General features: G+C 69.6%; 10 protein-coding genes. 6 read left to right on the top strand and 4 right to left on the bottom strand.

Features of this window, described 5'->3' with window-relative positions:
* Positions 1-18 precede the first annotated feature (18 nt).
* Positions 19-3252 carry a PAS domain S-box protein gene (locus tag TSH58p_RS02485; protein ID WP_247873884.1) on the top strand — a complete coding sequence of 1078 codons (3234 nt, stop codon included), beginning with the start codon at positions 19-21 and terminating at the stop codon, positions 3250-3252.
* A 29-nt stretch (positions 3253-3281) separates the two neighbouring features.
* On the opposite strand, the gene TSH58p_RS02480 is transcribed toward TSH58p_RS02485, so the two are convergent.
* Genes TSH58p_RS02480 through proV form a run of 3 tightly spaced genes read right to left on the bottom strand, consistent with a single transcriptional unit; the run spans position 3282 to position 6358 of the window.
* A complete protein-coding gene (locus tag TSH58p_RS02480) occupies positions 3282-4178 on the bottom strand; it encodes a glycine betaine ABC transporter substrate-binding protein (protein WP_247873885.1) in 897 nt (298 codons plus the stop codon).
* Positions 4179-4219: 41 nt separating this feature from the next.
* Positions 4220-5158, bottom strand: coding sequence for a proline/glycine betaine ABC transporter permease (locus TSH58p_RS02475; protein ID WP_109068713.1), 939 nt, complete (start codon positions 5156-5158; stop codon positions 4220-4222).
* A 3-nt stretch (positions 5159-5161) separates the two neighbouring features.
* Positions 5162-6358 carry a glycine betaine/L-proline ABC transporter ATP-binding protein ProV gene (gene proV / locus TSH58p_RS02470; RefSeq protein WP_109068714.1) on the bottom strand — a complete coding sequence of 399 codons (1197 nt, stop codon included), beginning with the start codon at positions 6356-6358 and terminating at the stop codon, positions 5162-5164.
* Between the two features lie 630 nt (positions 6359-6988).
* Here proV and TSH58p_RS02465 point away from each other — a divergent pair.
* Together TSH58p_RS02465 and TSH58p_RS02460 are read left to right on the top strand one after the other, a co-directional pair.
* On the top strand, positions 6989-9028 hold the full coding sequence (locus tag TSH58p_RS02465; protein WP_109068715.1) for a M3 family metallopeptidase: 2040 nt from the start codon (positions 6989-6991) through the stop codon (positions 9026-9028).
* Positions 9029-9118: 90 nt separating this feature from the next.
* On the top strand, positions 9119-9691 hold the full coding sequence (locus TSH58p_RS02460; protein WP_199230048.1) for a HutD family protein: 573 nt from the start codon (positions 9119-9121) through the stop codon (positions 9689-9691).
* Between the two features lie 19 nt (positions 9692-9710).
* Here the strand turns inward: TSH58p_RS02460 and TSH58p_RS02455 are convergent, their stop codons facing one another.
* Positions 9711-10325: an MliC family protein gene (locus tag TSH58p_RS02455; RefSeq protein WP_109068716.1), complete on the bottom strand. Its 615-nt coding sequence runs from the start codon at positions 10323-10325 to the stop codon at positions 9711-9713.
* A 280-nt stretch (positions 10326-10605) separates the two neighbouring features.
* Here TSH58p_RS02455 and TSH58p_RS02450 point away from each other — a divergent pair, with 280 nt between their 5' ends.
* The 3 genes from TSH58p_RS02450 to TSH58p_RS02440 are packed head-to-tail and all read left to right on the top strand — an operon-like array spanning position 10606 to position 18368.
* A complete protein-coding gene (locus TSH58p_RS02450; RefSeq protein WP_109068829.1) occupies positions 10606-11979 on the top strand; it encodes an MdtA/MuxA family multidrug efflux RND transporter periplasmic adaptor subunit in 1374 nt (457 codons plus the stop codon).
* Between the two features lie 15 nt (positions 11980-11994).
* Positions 11995-15096 (top strand): MdtB/MuxB family multidrug efflux RND transporter permease subunit, encoded by a 3102-nt coding sequence (locus tag TSH58p_RS02445; protein ID WP_109068717.1) that lies wholly within the window; start codon positions 11995-11997, stop codon positions 15094-15096.
* Positions 15093-18368, top strand: a complete 3276-nt coding sequence (locus TSH58p_RS02440) for an efflux RND transporter permease subunit (protein WP_109068718.1) — start codon at positions 15093-15095, stop codon at positions 18366-18368. The genes TSH58p_RS02445 and TSH58p_RS02440 overlap by 4 nt, the downstream gene beginning before the upstream one ends.
* Positions 18369-18394 lie beyond the last annotated feature (26 nt).

The following is an 18394-nucleotide window of genomic DNA, read 5'->3' as shown; positions in this document are numbered from 1 at the left end:
TTGGTCTCCGGGGTGTGGATGGCCACGCTCCTGCTGACCGCGGCGGCCTGGACCGCGGCCTTCTACCTGACGGAGCGCGACCAGCGCGACGCGCTCCAGCGGGCCGAGCGCGACACCGGCAATCTGGCGCACATCATCGCGGAACAGACCACGCGGGCCATCGCCGGGACCGACCGCATCCTGTCCTTCATCGGCTACGATCTGTACCGGCTGGGCAGCCAGAGCCCGCTGCTGCGCGACGTGATGCGCAACGCGACGCTGGATTCGGACCTGCTGCTCCAGCTCGCCTACGCGGACGGCAAGGGCGACCTGATCCAGACCAGCGTGGACAACGCCCCCGCCCGGGTGAATCTCGCCGACCGCGAGCATTTCCGCGTGCACAAGGAAGGCACGGTGGAGGGGCTGTTCATCAGCCGGCCGGTCTTCGGGCGGGCGTCGGGCAAATGGTCGATCCAGCTCAGCCGCAAGGTCACCGCCCCGGACGGTGGGTTCGGCGGGATGATCGTCGCCTCGCTCGACCCCTTCTACTTCGGGCGCACCTTCGACAACCTGGATGTGGGCCGCGAGGGCGTCATCTCCATCATGGGGATGGACGGCATCCTGCGGGCGCGCAGCGTCATGGATGACCGGATCATCGGGCTGGACGTCAGCCGCAGCGTCATCTTCACGGAGGCGAAGGACCGGACGGAAGGCTTCGTGCGCTCCGTCAGCTCGATCGACGGCGTGGCCCGCCTGACCAGCTTCCGGCGCCTTACCAACTATCCGCTGATCGTCACGGCCGGCCTGGGCGAGGCGGAGTTCATGGCCGAAACCTGGGCGCGCCAGCGGGCCTACACCGTCGGGGCGGGCCTGACCACCGCCCTGCTGTTCGTCCTGGCCACGCTGGTGACGCTGCAGAGCCGCGCCCAGGAGCGCGCCCACGCCACGCTGGACGAGGCCGCCCGGCACCTGCGCGCCAGCAAGACGAAGCTGCGCGACATCGCGGAGACGGCGTCCGACTGGTTCTGGGAGATGGACGCCGATCTCTGCTTCGCCGGCGTGTCCGGAGCCTATGCCGGATCGATCCGCGATCCGGACCTGTACCGCGGCCGGCGCTGCGAGGACATCGCCCAGCGCGAAGCCGGCGACGACGCGCATTGGGAGGAGCACCGCCGCACCCTGGAGGACCGGCAGCCCTTCCGCGATTTCGAATTCGCGGTCCGCGGACCGGACGGCGACACCCGCATCTGGTCGCTCAGCGGCAAGCCGGTCTTCGACGATCAGGGCGCCTTCGCCGGTTACCGCGGCTCCGGCTCCGACGTGACGGAGCGGCGTCGGGCGGAACGGTCGCTGACCGACAGCGAGCGGCGCTACCGCGCCATGTTCGCCGCGGTCGGCCAGCCCATCGTGGTGACCGACCAGAACGCCGTGATCACCGGCTTCAACCCGGCGGCGGAGGCCCTCTTCGGCTACCGCGAGGCGGAGATGATCGGGCGCAACGTCAGCGCCCTGATGCCGGACGGGCACGCCGTCAACCACGACCGCCTGTTCCAGGATTACCAGTCCAGCGGCCGGGGCAGCCCGAGCGGCGTGGTCCGCGAGGTTCCGGTCCAGCGCGCCGACGGCCGGCTGGTGCCCACCGAGATCGCCCTGTCGAGCTGGCGCGCCGGCGGGCGCGAGCATTTCATCGGCGTCTTCCACGACCTGTCCAAGGCCAAGCAGATCGAGGCGGACCTGCGCCGCGCCCGCGACAGCGCCGAGCACGCCAACCGGATGAAGAGCGAGTTCCTGGCGACCATCAGCCACGAGATCCGCACGCCGATGAACGGCGTGCTGGGCACGCTGACCCTGCTGGACGGCGAGGGGCTGGATGCGGAGGAGCGGCGGCTGGCCGGCGTCGCCCGCCGCTCGGCGGAAAGCCTGCTGCGGTTGCTGGACGACATCCTGGACTTCTCCAAGCTGGAGGCCGGGCGGATCGCCATCGAGGAGGAGACCTGCGCGCCCGCCGACCTCGCGGAGGCGGTGATGGCGGTGTTCCAGCCCTCGGCCGCGGACAAGGGGCTGTCCCTGTCCTGCCACATGCTGCCCACGGTGCCGCAGGCGGTGGTCACCGATCCGGCCCGCCTGCGGCAGGTCCTGTTCAATCTGGTCGGCAACGCGGTGAAGTTCACCGGCAGCGGCCATGTGGCCGTGCGGGCCCGCCGCGGCGCCGACCTGCCGGACGGGCGTTTCCTTCTGGAATTCGAGGTGGAGGACACCGGCATCGGCATCGCCGCGGAGTCCATGCCGTCCCTGTTCGACCGCTTCACCCAGGCCGACAGCTCCATCACCCGCCGCTACGGCGGCACCGGCCTGGGGCTGGCGATCTGCAAGGAGCTGTGCGGGCTGCTCGGCGGGACGATTTCCGTCTCCAGCGCGCCGGGCAAGGGAAGCCTGTTCCAGTTCTCGGTCGCCTGCGCGCCCGGCGATCCGGCGGCGCTGCGCCAAGCCGCGGAGGCGCCGCCGGCCGCCCCCCTGCCGCCCCTGCGGGTCCTGGCGGTGGACGACAACGCGGTGAACCGGGACATCGTGCGCGGCCTGCTGGTGCGCGGCGGGCACAGCGTGGTCACCGCCGCGGATGGCAACGAGGCGGTGCGGGTGGTGGAACGGTCGGAGCAGCCCTTCGACGTGGTCCTGATGGACATCCAGATGCCGGGGATGGACGGGCTGACCGCCACCCGGCTGATCCGCGCCTTGCCGGCGTCGCGCAACGGGGTGCCGGTGATCGCGCTGACCGCCCACGCCTCGGGCAGTTCGCTCCCGGAATGCATGGCGGCGGGCATGAACGGGTTCGTGCCGAAGCCGCTGCGCCCGGCGGCGCTCGACGCGGCGATCCGCGCCGTCGTCGGCAGCCCCGCGCCCAAGGTGGTTGCCGAGGCGGCTCCGGAAACCGCTCCGGCGGTGGAACTGCTGGACCGCGAGCAGGTGGACAGCGTGGCCGATGCCCTCGGCCCGGAGAGCTGGTCCGAGGCCGTGCGGGGCTTCTCCCGCACCGCGCGGGAACAGGTGACGCGGATCAGCGCCGCCCTGGCCAGCGGCGAGGAGCACCGCCGCGCCGCCCACACGCTCAAGGGGCTGTCCTGGAATGTGGGGGCGAAGCGGCTGGGCGACCTCGCGCTGGCGCTGGAAAAGGCGCCGCCCGAGGAGGCCCTGGCCCTGGTCGGAGGCCTGGAGAGCGTGCTGAAGGACAGCGTCGAGGCCCTGTCCGAGCCCCTCCTGCCCGAGCCCCTGTAAGGATGCCGTGAGGCTCGGGCGAGGGCCTGTTAGGAGGCCGGCATCTCGCCGGTCACCCAATAGTCCACGCGCTGCTTGTTGTTGGCGATGTAGGTGTCGATCGCCTTGTCATAGGAGCTGGCGTCGGCCTCCAGCATGATCTTCTCCAGATCCTCCAGCGGCAGGTACATCCGGGTCAGGAACTCGGCGACCTTGGGGTGCTCCTGGTAGAAGTTCTTGCGGGCCATGACGTGGACGCGCTCCAGCCCGCCCAGCGAGCCCTTCGGGTCCTCCAGGTAGCGCAGCTTCCACTTGGCGAACATCCAGTGCGGGCTCCAGGCGGTGACGGCGATCCAGTCCTCGCGCCGATCGGCGCGGCCGAGCGCGGCGGTCATCGCGGCGCCGCTGGCCGACACCAGCTCGTAGCCGTCGAGGCCGTAATCCTTCAGCGCCTTCTCCGACGCCTGCATCAGGCCCGAACCGGGGTCGATGCCCTGGATCTTGCCCTTCAGCTTCTCACGGATTTCCGGCTTGGCGAGGTCGGCGATGGTCTTCACCTGATCCTCCGGCACATAGTCCGGCACGGCCCAGCCCAGGCGGGCGCGGGTGTAGAGCATGCCCAGCGGCACGATGTCCTTGCCCACCTTGTCCAGGTAGGAGGCGTGGGTGGTCGGCAGCCAGGACATCATCATGAAGTCGAGGTCGCCCTTGGCCAGCCCCTGATACTGCAGGCCGATGTCGGCCAGCACCAGCTCGACCGGCTGATCCAGCCGTTCCTGGATGAGGCGTTGAGCGAGCTTGGTCACCGCCTCGGCGTCGGACCAGGCGGTCCAGCCGATGCGGACCGGCTTCTTGTCCTCCGCAGCCAAGCTGGCGGAGGACAGGGCGGTGCCGCCGATCACGGCGGCGACGCCGAGGGCCATCATCTTCAGAAACGTGCGTCTCATGCAAAAAATCCTTTGTTTTGTATGGTTTTGGGGATGGCGGTTCATCCCGCTTCCGTGACTCCGTGCGTGGGAGACAGGCGCGCGCCGTCCTTCGGCTGCTCCGCGCGGCGGCGGTTCAGCAGGGCGCGCAAAGCGGACCGGGGGGAGCGTCCCCCCGCGTCCGGGGTTCCGAAACTCTGGGTGATGCGGTCGAGCAGGATCGCCAGGATCACCACGGCCAGCCCGCCCTCGACGCCGAGGCCGATGTCCAGCCGCTGGATGCCGCGCAGCACCTCGTTGCCGACGCCGCCGGCCCCGATCATCGAGGCGATGACGACCATCGACAGCGACAGCATGATGGTCTGGTTGATGCCGGCCATGATCGACGGCAGCGCGGTCGGCATCTGCACCTTGAACAGGAGCTGGCGCGGCGTGCAGCCGAAGGCGAGACCGGCCTCGACCAGCTCGTGCGGGACCTGCCGGATGCCCAGGCTGGTCAGGCGGACGACCGGCGGCATGGCGAAGATGATCGTCGCGATGATCCCCGGCACCCGGCCCAGCCCGAACAGCATGGCCGCCGGGATCAGGTAGACGAAGGCCGGCATGGTCTGCATCAGGTCGAGCGCCGGGCGCACCACCGTTTCCACCCGGTCGTTGCGCGCGGCGACGATGCCCAGCGGAACGCCGATGGTCAGGGCGATGGCGGTCGCCGTCAGCACCAGCGCCAGCGTGTCCACCGTCTGGTGCCACATGCCCAGCCCGGCGACGACCAGCAGCGAGGCCGCGGCGAACAGCGCGAAGCGCCAGCCGTTCCGCCACAGCCCGATCAGCACGACGATGGCGGCCAGCGCCACGCCGGGCAGCGAGGTCAGGGCGGCCTGGACGCCGTCCGCGACCGCGCCGACCACGAGGTCGATGCCGTCGAACAGCCATTGGGCGTGGTCCAGGAGGAACATCACGGCGGCGTCGGCCCAATCGCCGATGGGAAGCTTGAACTCCATAGGTCAGCGCGTCCGTCCAAGGGTTTCCAGATAGGCGGTCTTGGAGATCGCCCCGACATAGGCGCCCTGCCCGTCCACCACCGGCAGCGGGCACGGCGCCGACGCGATGCGCGGCAGCACCTCGTCCATCGGCAGGTCGACGGGCACCGGCTCGATGCCCGGCAGCAGCGCCTCGTCCAGCGTGGCGGAGCCGTTGTGCCGCTCGATGGCGGTGACCAGCGTCTCCACCGACACCACGCCGTGGAAGCGGCGGCGCCCGTCCTGGACATAGCCGAACTCGCGGTCGCGCTCGCGCAGCTGGCGGACGGCGGCGCGCGGGCCTTCGCCGGTGTGGCGGATCAGCGTCACCTGATCGCGCCGGGCGATGTCGCCCGCCGTCAGGATCTTGGTGACGTCGATGTTGCGGAAGAAGGAGCGGACGTAATCGTTGGCCGGCTGCTTCAGGATCTCGTCCGGGCGCCCGACCTGGATGATCTGGCCGCCCTCCATGATGGCCAGCCGGTCGCCGATGCGGATCGCCTCGTCCAGATCGTGGCTGATGAAGACGATGGTGCGCTGCCGTTCGGCCTGAAGGCGCAGCAACTCGTCCTGCATCTCCGTCCGGATCAGCGGGTCGAGGGCGGAGAAGGCCTCGTCCATCAGCAGGACGGACGGCTCGTTGGCGAGCGCGCGGGCCAGACCGACGCGCTGCTGCATGCCGCCCGACAGCTCCCGCGGGAAGCTTTCCGCGTAGGCGCCGAGGCCGACCGCGTCCAGCGCCTGCTGCGCCTTGTCGCGCCGCGCCTTCAGGGTTTCTCCGGCGATCTCCAGCCCGAAGGCGGCGTTCTCCCACACCCGCAGGTGCGGCAGCAGGGCGAAGGACTGGAACACCATGCCGAGGTCGCGCCGCCGCAGCTCGGTCAGCTCGGCGCGCGACAGCTTGGTGATGTCCCGGCCGTCGATCCGGATCTCGCCCGCGGTCGGGTCGATCAGCCGGTTGAGCATCCGGACCAGCGTCGATTTGCCGGAGCCCGACAGGCCCATGATGACGAAGATTTCACCGGCCTCGACCTCGAATGTGGCGTCGAGGACGCCGACGGTCTGGCCGGTGCGTTTGAAGATCTCTTCCTTGGAAAGACCCGCCTTCAGCAGGTCGAGCGCCTGACGTGGGTGGCGCCCGAAAATCCGGGTGACGCCGTTTACGGCGATTTTCGCGGTCATCCGCTGATGCCTCCGCTCTTGGCAAAATGCGTGTGGTTCCGGAGCCCGACAGGGACCGGTCCGTCTTGCAGCCTTCATTGGAAGCAGGGGGAAGCAGGGGGCGTGCCGGGGTGGAGAGGCACGCAAGGCAAGGACTTTCGTCCGCACGCCAGCAATTCTGACAGCCGCGTCGCGACTGCCTCCCGCCAACCACAGGGAAAGTAAAGTCACATGAGAAAACGCAAAATCAGCGAAGACTCATGAAATCGAAGGCCATATGAACAAGAAAACAGATTTATCTATGCATGCATACCGATGTCACCTCTGAAACAGACTGGGGTTGTAGGGAAATGCGCACAGGAAATGGCGCTCCTGAAGCGCGTTCAAGAGAGCAATTCCTGGCCGCCACTGACAAGAGGCTAACAAAGTTTAGGAGAGATTTGAAGCCTTTTTGTGTCTCGGCCGGATATGGCACCGGATCAATGTCGTTCAAGCGTGGATTTAAAGGCTTATTATCCTATAATGGCTTAGTCGTTCCTGCCTTTTTCGCCGCTCTGGAATGCGCCCTGCGGCGTCCGGCGTGTTGTGGCGGCGGGCCGGTTGCGGCACCATGTCAGACTGTCTCCCGTCTCCGGTCAGCAAGGGGCCTTGATGAGCAACCCGTTCTTCGAAACCTGGACCACGCCCTTCGGCCTGCCGCCCTTCGACCGCATCCAGGCCGAGCATTTTCCGCCCGCCTTCGACCATGGCATGGCGGAGAACATCGCGGAGATCGAGGCGATCGCCGGAAACCCCGACGCCCCCACCTTCGCCAACACCATCGAGGCGATGGAGCGCAGCGGGCGTTTCCTGAACCGGGTCGGCGGCGTGTTCTGGAACCTGAACTCCAGCAACACCACCGACGCGCTGGAGACCATCGCCCGCGACTACGCGCCGAAATTCGCCCAGCATTCCATGCGCATCGCGCTGGACCCGGCGCTGTTCGCCCGCGTCGCCGACCTGTACGAGCGGCGTGACACGCTGGACCTCGCCCCCGACCAGTTGCGCCTGCTGGAGCGCCAGCATCTGGGATTCGTGCGCAGCGGCGCGCTGCTGCCGCCGGACGCCAAGGCGCGGATGACCGCGATCACCGAGCGGCTGGCGACCCTGCACACGCTGTTCGGCCAGAACGTGCTGCACGACGAGAAGGACTGGCAGCTCGTCCTGGATGAGAGCGACCTCGCCGGCCTGCCGGACTTCGCGCGCAACGCCGCCGCCCAGGCCGCGAAGGAGCGCGGGCAGGAGGGCAAATACGTCATCACGCTGGCCCGCTCCTCGGTCGAGCCGTTCCTGACCTTCTCGGCCCGCCGCGACCTGCGGCAGGTGGCCTACGAGGCCTGGATCCGCCGCGGCGAGCATGAGGGCGAGCACGACAACCGCCCGCTGATCCGGGAGATCGTCGCGCTGCGCACCGAGCAGGCGAAGCTGATGGGCTACGCCAGCTACGCCGATTTCAAGCTGGACGACAGCATGGCGAAGGACACCTCCGCCGTCGAACGGCTGCTGCTGCAGGTCTGGGGGCCGGCCAAGGAGAAGGCCGCCGCCGAGCGGGCGGAGCTTCAGGACTGCGCCCGGGCGGAGGGCATGAACGAGCCGATCGCCCCCTGGGACTGGCGCTACTACGCGGAGAAGGTGCGGCAGGCCAAGTACGACATCGACGAAGCGGAGGTGAAGCCCTACTTCGTGCTGGAGAACATGGTGCGCGCGGCCTTCGACACCGCCGGGCGCCTGTTCGGGCTGACCTTCACCGAGCGGCCCGACCTGCCGGTCTACCATCCTGACGTCCGCGTCTACGAGGTGACGGAACAGGACGGGCGCCATGTCGGCATCTTCCTGCACGACAATTTCGCCCGCTCGTCTAAGCGCTCCGGCGCCTGGATGAGCAGCTACCGCGACCAGGAGAATTTCGACGGGGCGGTGTCGCCGATCATCGTCAACAACAACAACTTCTCGAAGGGCGAGCCGACGCTCCTCAGCTTCGACGACGCCGAGACGCTGTTCCACGAGTTCGGCCATTTCCTGCACGGCTGCCTCAGCAACGTGCGCTACCCGAGCCAGTCCGGCACCTCGGTGCGCCGCGACTTCGTGGAACTGCCCTCGCAGATCTACGAACACTGGCTGGCGGTTCCGGAAACGCTGTCCACCTACGCCCGCCATCACCAGACCGGGGAGCCGATCCCGCAGGACCTGCTGCGCCGCCTGCTCGCCGCCCGCAACTTCAACCAGGGCTTCGGCACGGTGGAGTACACCGCGGCGGCGCTGCTCGACCTGGAGTTCCACACCCGCGGCGACGCCGCCGACACGGACGTGGCCGCCTTCGAGCGGTCGGTGCTGGACAAGATCGGCATGCCGGCGGAAATCGCCGTGCGCCACCGCCCGACCCATTTCCAGCATCTGTTCGCCGGCAGCGGCTACGCGGCGGGCTACTACGCCTATCTGTGGGCGGAGGTGCTCGACGCCGACGGGTTCGAGGCGTTCCTGGAGACGGGCAACCCCTTCGACCCGGACCTTGCGGCGAAGCTGAAGACGATCTATTCGTCGGGCGACACCCGCGACCCGATGGAACTCTACACCGCCTTCCGCGGACGCGAGCCGCGCATCGAGGCGCTTCTCAAGCACCGGGGCCTGACCCAGTCGCTCGGGGACGCCTGACGAGCCGCCCATCGGCGCCGCTGACACATTCACGAGGACAAGGGACGGGGGAATGGGCCGGACGCCCTCCCCCGCCCCGCGAGGATTCTTATGGCTGTTTCTCTTCTCGATCCCGCCCGCTACCGCCGCATGCCCTGGAAGAACGGCGGCGGGACGACCACCGAAATCGCCCTCCAGGAGCTGCCCGGCGAGGCCGGCCGCTTCCTCTGGAGGGTCAGCATCGCCGACGTGGCGGAGGCCGGTCCCTTCTCCGCCTTCACCGGCTACGAGCGGCTGATCGCGGTGGTCGAGGGGGCCGGCATGCGGCTGACCGTGGACGGCGTTCCGGCGACCGTGACCAACCGCGCGGACCCCTTCCGCTTCTCCGGCGACGCCGTGGTGGATTGCGCCCTGCTGGACGGGCCGATCCGCGACTTCAACCTGATCTTCGACCGCGAGCGGGCCGACGCCCGTCTCGACATCCTGCCGGCCGACAAGGCGGCGGACATCCCGGCCGGCGGCGTGGCGCTGGTCCATGCGCTGGACGGCGAGGTGATCCTGCGCACCGGCGACAGCGTGGCGCGGGTGTCGCCGGGCTGGACCGCCCGTCTGGACGCCGCCGCCACGCTGGAGACCGGGCCGGGGGCCTGCGCCGTTCTCGCCCGCGTCGCGGCGCGCGGGTAAGGAGTCCTGGACGCGGGGGTTACGGCGCCGTCCGGCAGGTCATCTCCGGCGCGCCGTAGCCCCAGGTCACCCGCGCTTCGCCCTGATGCTCCCAGAAGCTCTCGTTGCGGCCCTGGTAGCGGGCGCCGGACGCCGCCGGCTGCCCGACCATCAACGACACCGCGTCCCCGCGTTCGGCGATCATCGTCGGCGGTTCGGTCTCGAAGAAGGTGGCGGTCAGCTCGTTGCCCGGAGCGCCGTCGCAGGCGAAGCGGACCGGGCCGATGGAGCGCACCAGCCGGTACCTGGCCTGAAGCTCGGCGATGCGCAGGCGGTACTGCTCCTCCACGCAGGCGCGGCGGTCGTCGGCCTTCCAGCAGTCGTCCCGGCCCTTGATCCAGCCGCGCTGCTCCGCCTTCAGCACCGGGGGATGCTCGTTCGCCGCCTTGCCCGCGGCCTCGCCATAGACCCCGGCCAGCTTGCGGTCGAGCGCCGACAGGGTGGGGTCGGTGCAGACCATCTGCTCGACGCTGCCCGTCTCCACTCCGGCGCAGGAGAAGGAGGGGCCGGAGGTTTCGGCGGCAAGGGCGGCGCCGCCGGCGATCAGCGCCGTCGTCGCGAGGACAAGCCGGAAAGCGGTGCGACGCGCGTGCATGAGGCCTCTCCCCTCCGTTTCCCTGGTTCGCTCAGAATGCCGCGTTCGAGGTCCCGGAAGAAGACACTCATTGCCCCGCCGGGCGCCGGGGTTACTCCTCAACGGGCGGGGGTGATCCGGCCGCCCCTCGACGCTGTTACCGAGCGTTACAAATCTAATCCCTTCTGGACATATTCTGCGCGCGGCGCCGTGATAGCGTCCCGCCGGGATCGGGGCTGGGCCGCCGGCCACCCTCCCGACGCGACTTTCCGGACGACGCCCGCAGGCGATGAAGGACCCGATGGATTTGGACACGCCCCTCAGACCGCCGCCCGCGCCCGGGCCGGACAGCCCCGCCACGGCAGCGCCGGAAGCCCGGCGGGGCCAGCCGGCGCCCGACGCCCAGCGGACCGAAGCCCCCCGGCGCCGGTCGATCCTGGGCCGGGTGCTGGCGTGGCTGGTCGTGCTGTCGCTGATCGGCGGCGGGGTGTGGTGGTTCGCCTTCCGCCCGGCGCCGGAAATGGCCGCGCGCGGCGGCCCGCCCGGCGGGTTCCGGCCCGGCATGCCGACCGCCTCGCCGGTGGTGACGGCCACGGTGGAGAAGGGCGACATGCCGATCCGCCTGAACGGGCTGGGCACCGTCTCCTCGCTCGCCACCGTCACGGTGCGCCCGCAGGTCGGCGGCCAGCTCACCCAGGTCGCCTTCACCGAGGGGCAGGCCGTGCAGAAGGGCGACTTCCTGGCGGAGGTGGACCCGCGGCCCTTCCAGCTCGCCGTCGAGCAGGCCGAGGCCCAGCTTCTGCGCGATCAGGCGCTGCTGAAGAACGCCCGGCTGGACCTGGAGCGCTACCGCCTGCTGGTCAAGCAGGACTCCATCGCCAAACAGCAGCGCGACACCCAGGAATCGCTGGTCCAGCAGTATGAGGGCACGGTGAAGGCCGATCAGGTGGCGGTGGAGAACGCCAAGCTGAACCTGTCCTACACCCGCATCACCGCCCCCGTCTCGGGCCGCGCCGGGCTGCGGCTGGTCGATCCCGGCAACTACGTCACGGCGGGCGAGGCCGGCGGCATTGTCGTCATCACCCAGGTGCAGCCGATCTCCGTCCTGTTCACCCTGCCGGAGGACAACATCCCGGCGATCATGAGTCGGCTGCGCGGCGGGGCGCACCTGCCGGTCACCGCCTATGACCGGACGCGCGACCGCGTGCTGGCGACCGGCACGCTGACGACGGTGGACAATCAGATCGACGTGACCACCGGCACCGTGAAGCTGCGCGCCCAGTTCGACAACGCCGACCAGTCGCTGTTCCCCAACCAGTTCGTCAACGTCCAGCTTCTGGTGGACACGCTGGCCGGCGTGCCGATGGTCCCGGTGGCGGCGGTGCAGCGCGGGGCGCCCGGCACCTACGTCTATGTGGTGAACGGCGCCGACAGCACGGCCTCCGTCCGTCCGGTGACGCTGGGCGCCAGCGACGGGGCGAAGACCGTCATCACCCAGGGCGTGCAGCCCGGCGAGACGGTGGTGATCCAGGGCGCCGACCGGCTGCGCGAGGGCGCCAAGGTCGCGGCGACCGACGGCTCGGTCCAGCCGGCGGCCCCGTCCGCCGCCCCGTCCGCCGCCCCGGCCGGCGAGGGGCCGCGCCCGCAGCGCCGTCCCCAGCGCAACGCGTCGTAACGCGCGTCCCGGCCCATGAACATCTCCCACCCCTTCGTCGTCCGCCCGGTCGCCACGTCGCTGCTGATGCTGGCGATCCTGCTGGTGGGGGCGGTGTCCTACCGCTTCCTGCCGCTGTCGGCGCTGCCGGCGGTGGAATACCCGACGATCCAGGTCCAGACCTTCTTCCCCGGCGCCAGCCCGGAGGTGATGACCTCGTCGGTCACCGCGCCGCTGGAGCGCCAGCTCGGCCAGATGCCGGGGCTGGTCCAGATGTCCTCGGTCAGCGCCGCCGGGGCGTCGGTCATCACGCTCCAGTTCGGGCTGGAACTCAGCATCGACATCGCGGAGCAGGAGGTGCAGGCGGCCATCAACGCCGCCGGGAACCTGCTGCCCTCCGACCTGCCCGCCCCGCCCATCTACGCCAAGGTCAACCCGGCGGACGCGCCGATCCTGACGCTGGCCCTGACGTCGAAGACGCTGCCGCTGACCCAGGTGCAGGACCTCGCGGACAGCCGCTTCGCGCAGAAGCTGTCGCAGCTTCCCGGCGTCGGTCTGGTCAGCCTCAGCGGCGGGCACCGGCCCGCGGTGCGCATCCGCGCCAATGTCCAGGCGCTGGCCGCCTACGGGCTGAACATCGACGACCTGCGCAGCACCATCAACACGGCCAACGTCAACTCGCCCAAGGGCACCATCGACGGGCCGACCCGCAACTACACCATCAACGCCAACGACCAGCTCCGCCGGGCCGACGAGTACAAGGACCTCGTCGTCGCCTACCGCAGCGGCGCCCCGGTGCGCCTGTCCGACGTGGCCGAGGTGCTGGACAGCGCCGAGAACACCCGGCTGGGCGCCTGGATGAACGACACGCCGGCCATCCTCCTGAACATCCAGCGCCAGCCCGGCGCCAACGTGATCGAGGTGGTGGACCGGGTGAAGGAGATGCTGCCCAACCTGACCGCCGCCCTGCCCGGCTCGGTCGATGTCGCCGTGCTGACCGACCGCACCGTGACCATCCGCGCCTCCGTCGAGGACGTGCAGATGGAGATGATGGTGGCCATGGGGCTGGTCGTCCTGGTGATCTTCCTGTTCCTGCGCAACATCCCGGCGACGATCATCCCCAGCCTGTCGGTGCCGCTGTCGCTGGTCGGCACCTTCGCGGTGATGTATCTGGCGGGCTTCAGCCTGAACAACCTGTCCTTGATGGCGCTGACCGTCGCGACCGGCTTCGTCGTCGACGACGCCATTGTGATGATCGAGAACATCGCCCGCCATGTCGAGCGCGGCGAACCGCCGCTCCAGGCCGCGCTGAAGGGGTCGAAGCAGATCGGCTTCACCATCGTGTCGCTGACCGTCTCGCTGATCGCCGTGCTGATCCCGCTCCTGTTCATGGGCGACGTGGTCGGCCGGCTGTTCCGCGAGTTCGCCATCACGCTGGCCGTCACCATCCTGATCTCCGCCGTCGTCTCGCTGACGCTGGTGCCGATGCTCTGCGCCAAGCTGCTGCGCCACCGCGAGCCGAAGGAGATGTCCGCCATCGCGCGGCGCAGCGAGGCGTGGTTCGACGCGGTGATCGCCGGCTACGCCCGCACGCTGCGCTGGGTGCTGGACCGCCAGGGGGCGACGCTGCTGGTCGCCGTGGGCACGCTGGCCCTGACGGTGGTGCTCTACGCCGCCATCCCCAAGGGCTTCTTCCCGGCACAGGACACCGGCCTGATCCAGGGCGTGACGGAGGCCACCCAGTCCGTCTCCTACGCCGCCATGGCGGAGCGGCAGCGGGCGCTGGCGGTGGAGGTGCTGAAGGACCCCGACGTGGTCAGCCTGTCCTCCTTCATCGGGGTGGACGGCACCAACACGACGATGAACAGCGGCCGCCTCCTCATCAACCTGAAGCCGAAGGAGCAGCGGACGGACCATGTGGCCGACATCATCCGCCGCATCCGCCACAACACCGCCGCCGTCCCCGGAATCGAGCTGTTCATGCAGCCGGTGCAGGACCTGACCATCGACGCCACGGTCAGCCGCACCCAGTACCAGTTCGTCCTTGAGGACGCGAACCCCGACGAGCTGCGCGTCTGGGCGCCGAGGCTGATCGACCGGCTGGCCGCGGTGCCGGAGATCACCGACGTCACCAGCAACCTTCAGGAGAAGGGGCTGTCGGCCGCCATCACCATCGACCGCGACACCGCCGCGCGCTACGGCGTCACCACGGCGGCCATCGATAACGCGCTGTACGACGCCTTCGGCCAGCGCATCGTCTCCACCATCTTCACCCAGGCCAACCAGTTCCGCGTGATCCTGGAGGCCGACCCCGACCGCATGACGGTGGACCAGCTTCTGACCTCCATCCATCTGCCCTCGGCGGGCGGCGGGCAGGTGCCGCTGGCCGCCTTCGCGCGGATGGAGGTGCGCAACGCGCCGCTCCAGATCAACCATTTCGGGCAGTTCCCGGCGGTCACCGTCTCCTTCAATCTGGCGCCGGGGGTCTCGCTGGGCGCCGCCGTCAAGGCCATCGAGGCGGCGGAGCAGGAGCTTGGCCTGCCGGCGAGCGTGCTGACCCGCTTCCAGGGCGCGGCGCTGGCCTTCCAGGCGTCGCTGGGCAACCAGCTCCTGCTGATCCTGGCCGCCATCGTCACGATGTACATCGTGCTGGGCGTCCTCTACGAGAGCTACATCCACCCGATCACGATCCTTTCCACCCTGCCCTCGGCGGGCGTGGGGGCGCTGATCGCGCTGATGCTGGCCGGGCACGACCTGGACATCATCGCCATCATCGGCATCATCCTGCTGATCGGCATCGTGAAGAAGAACGCGATCATGATGATCGACTTCGCGCTCGACGCCGAGCGGGAGGAGGGCAAGCCGCCGCGCGAGGCGATCTATCAGGCCTGCCTGCTGCGCTTCCGCCCGATCCTGATGACCACCATGGCGGCGCTGCTCGGCGCCCTGCCGCTGATGCTCGGCACCGGCACGGGATCGGAACTGCGCCAGCCGATGGGTGTGTCCATCGTCGGCGGGCTGATCCTCAGCCAGCTTCTGACCCTCTACACCACGCCGGTGATCTATCTGGCCTTCGACCGGCTGGCCGCGCGCTTGCGCGGGCGTCCGGGCGGGCTGGGGGAAGGGGCCGCGCGATGAGCTGGGCGGCCAACCTGTCGGCGCCGTTCATCCGGCGGCCGGTGGCGACGACCCTGCTGACGCTCGGGCTGGCGCTGGCCGGGGCGCTGGGCTTCGTGGGGCTGCCGGTGTCGCCGCTGCCGCAGGTGGATTTCCCGACCATCTCGGTCACCGCCTCGATGCCGGGCGCCAGCCCGGAGACCATGGCGGCGAGCGTCGCGACACCGCTGGAGCGGCATCTGGCGCAGATCGCCGACGTGACGGAGATGACCTCCTCCAGCTCCGCCGGATCGACGCGGATCACGCTCCAGTTCGGGCTGAACCGCGACATCGACGGCGCGGGGCGGGAGGTGCAGGCCGCCATCAACGCCGCCCGCGCCGACCTGCCGTCCAGCCTGCGCAGCAACCCGACCTACCGCAAGGTCAACCCCGCCGACGCCCCGATCATGATCCTGACCATGACCTCGGCGACGCTCAGCCAGGGGCAGCTCTACGATTCCGCGGCGACCGTGCTCCAGCAGAAGCTGTCGCAGGTCGAGGGTATCGGGCAGGTCAGCATCGGCGGCAGCTCGCTCCCCGCCGTGCGGGTGGAACTGAACCCGCGCGCCCTGTTCCAGTACGGCATCGGGCTGGAGGACGTGCGGGCGGCCATCGCGTCGGCCAACGCCAACGCCCCCAAGGGCGCCGTCGAGGACGGGGAGCTGCGCTTCCAGATCTACACCAACGATCAGGCCCGCAAGGCGGAGGAATACCGGTCGCTGGTCATCGCCTACCGCAACGGGGCGGCGGTCCGCCTGTCCGACGTGGCCGAGGTGTCGGACAGCGTGGAGGATCTGCGCAACGCCGGAATCACCAACGGCAAGCCGTCGGTCCTGCTGATGCTGAACCGCCAGCCGGCGGCCAACATCATCGAGACGGTGGACCGGGTGAAGGCCATGCTGCCGGAGCTTCGCGCCTCCATCCCCACCGACATCGACCTGTCGGTCTCCAGCGACCGCACCACGACCATCCGCGCCTCGCTGGCCGAGGTGGAGCACACGCTGATCATCGCCGTCGGGCTGGTGGTGATGGTGGTGTTCCTGTTCCTGCGCAACGCGCGGGCGGCGCTGATCCCCAGCGTGGTCGTGCCGGTGTCTCTGGTCGCCACCTTCGGCGCCATGTATCTGCTCGGCTACAGCCTGAACAACCTGTCGCTGATGGCGCTGACCATCGCCACCGGCTTCGTCGTCGACGACGCCATCGTCGTGCTGGAGAACATCGCCCGCCACATCGAGAACGGCATGTCCCGCACCCAGGCGGCGCTGCGCGGCGCGCGGGAGGTCGGCTTCACCGTCCTGTCGATGAGCGTGTCGCTGGTCGCCGTCTTCATCCCGATCCTGCTGATGGGCGGCATCGTCGGGCGGCTGTTCCGCGAATTCGCCCTGACCCTGTCCATCGCCATCCTGGTCTCGATGGTCATCAGCCTGACCACCACGCCGATGATGTGCGCCGTCCTGCTGCGCGAGCCGCGCAAGGCGAAGGAGCCGGGCCGCGCCGTGGCCGCCCTGCGCCGCTTCGGCGCCCGGATCGGCGCCCAAATCGGCGGCGGGACGCTGCGCCTCTACGACCGGACGCTGACGGCGGCGCTCGACAACAGCCTGCTGACCATGGTGGTCTTCGCGGCGACCGTGGCGCTCAGCGTCCATCTCTTCACGATCATCCCCAAGGGCTTCTTCCCGCAGCAGGACACCGGCCGGCTGATCGGCTTCGTCGTGGCGGACCAGAGCACCTCCTTCACGCTGATGAAGGAGAAGATGGAGCGCTTCGTGGCGCTGGTGCAGGCCGACCCGGCGGTGGACACGGTGGTCGGCTACACCGGCGGCAGCCGGACCAACAGCGGCTTCATGTCCGTCTCGCTGAAGCCGCTGGCGCAGCGCGACGTCACCGCCGACGCGGTGATCGCCCGGCTGCGCACCCAGCTCACCCAGGTCCCCGGCGCCAACCTCTATTTGTCGGTCATGCAGGATTTGCGGGCGGGCGCGCGGCAGGCCAACGCCAACTACCAGTTCACGCTCCAGGGCGACACGCTGGACGAGCTGCAGACCTGGGCGCCCCGCCTGACCCAGGCGCTCCAGCAGGTGCCGGAGCTGACCGAGGTGAACTCCGACCAGCAGCAGCGCGGCTTGGCGCTGGAGGTGACGGTGGACCGCGACGCCGCGGCGCGGCTGGGCCTGTCCTTCAACCAGATCAACAACACGCTCTACGACGCCTTCGGCCAGCGCTCCGCCTCGACCATCTTCAACCCGCTGAACCAGTACCGCGTCATCATGGAGGTCGCCCCCCAGTACCGCGAGGACCCGGAGATGATGAAGGACATCCTCATCAGCAAATCCGGCGGCGCGGTCAGCGGGACGCAGGCGACGAGCGCCATCGCCGGGGCGGCCACGGCCGACACGGAGGCCGCGCGCAACCAGCGCATCAACCAGATCGCCACCACCGGCCGCACCGCCGCCTCCACCGGATCGGCGCTCAGCACCGGCGTGGAGACGATGGTCCCGCTCTCGGCCATCGCCCGCGTCTCGCTGGAGAACACGCCGCTGTCGGTGAACCACCAGGGGCCGTTCGTCGCCACCACCATCTCCTTCAACCTCGCCCCCGGAATCTCGCTGGGCGAGGGGCTGACCCTGATCCGCCACACCATGGACCGGATCGGCGTGCCGACCACCATCCAGGGCAGCTTCCAGGGCACCGCGCGGGTGTTCCAGCAGTCCATCGGCGACCAGCCGGTGCTGATCCTGGCGGCGCTGCTGGCCGTCTACATTGTGCTGGGCGTGCTCTACGAGAGCTACATCCACCCGCTGACCATCCTCTCCACCCTCCCCTCGGCCGGGGTGGGGGCGCTGGTCGCGCTGATGGCGCTGGACAAGGAGCTGAGCATCATCGCGCTGATCGGCGTGATCCTGCTGATCGGCATCGTCAAGAAGAACGCGATCATGATGATCGACGTGGCGCTTGAGGCGGAGCGGAGCGAGGGGCTGGACCCGCGCACCGCGATCCACCGCGCCTGCCTGCTGCGCTTCCGCCCGATCATGATGACCACGGTCGCCGCCCTGCTGGGCGCCCTGCCGCTGGCGCTCGGCTCCGGCGACGGGGCGGAGCTGCGCCAGCCGCTGGGCATCGCCATCGTCGGCGGGCTGGTCGTGAGCCAGATGCTGACCCTCTACACGACCCCGGTGACCTACCTGTACCTCGACCGCTTCCGGCTGTGGTGCCGGCGGCGCTGGCGGCGCCCCGAGGCGGGTGTCGCGGCATGATGGCGCCCATCATAGCCCTCTCCCCT

Source organism: Azospirillum sp. TSH58 (assembly GCF_003119115.1).
In the GTDB taxonomy this organism is placed as follows: domain Bacteria; phylum Pseudomonadota; class Alphaproteobacteria; order Azospirillales; family Azospirillaceae; genus Azospirillum.
The sequence above is the reverse complement of the archived record's forward strand: the minus strand, read 5'-3'. Positions and strand labels throughout refer to the sequence as shown.

Excerpts from the sequence above, each read along its gene's own strand:
- TSH58p_RS02485 (WP_247873884.1), top strand. The coding sequence starts at position 19 with ATGGCCACGCTCCTGCTGACCGCGGCGGCCTGGACCGCGGCCTTCTAC.
- TSH58p_RS02480 (WP_247873885.1), bottom strand. The coding sequence starts at position 4,178 with ATGAGACGCACGTTTCTGAAGATGATGGCCCTCGGCGTCGCCGCCGTG.
- TSH58p_RS02475 (WP_109068713.1), bottom strand. The coding sequence starts at position 5,158 with ATGGAGTTCAAGCTTCCCATCGGCGATTGGGCCGACGCCGCCGTGATG.
- proV (WP_109068714.1), bottom strand. The coding sequence starts at position 6,358 with ATGACCGCGAAAATCGCCGTAAACGGCGTCACCCGGATTTTCGGGCGC.
- TSH58p_RS02465 (WP_109068715.1), top strand. The coding sequence starts at position 6,989 with ATGAGCAACCCGTTCTTCGAAACCTGGACCACGCCCTTCGGCCTGCCG.
- TSH58p_RS02460 (WP_199230048.1), top strand. The coding sequence starts at position 9,119 with ATGGCTGTTTCTCTTCTCGATCCCGCCCGCTACCGCCGCATGCCCTGG.
- TSH58p_RS02455 (WP_109068716.1), bottom strand. The coding sequence starts at position 10,325 with ATGCACGCGCGTCGCACCGCTTTCCGGCTTGTCCTCGCGACGACGGCG.
- TSH58p_RS02450 (WP_109068829.1), top strand. The coding sequence starts at position 10,606 with ATGGATTTGGACACGCCCCTCAGACCGCCGCCCGCGCCCGGGCCGGAC.
- TSH58p_RS02445 (WP_109068717.1), top strand. The coding sequence starts at position 11,995 with ATGAACATCTCCCACCCCTTCGTCGTCCGCCCGGTCGCCACGTCGCTG.
- TSH58p_RS02440 (WP_109068718.1), top strand. The coding sequence starts at position 15,093 with ATGAGCTGGGCGGCCAACCTGTCGGCGCCGTTCATCCGGCGGCCGGTG.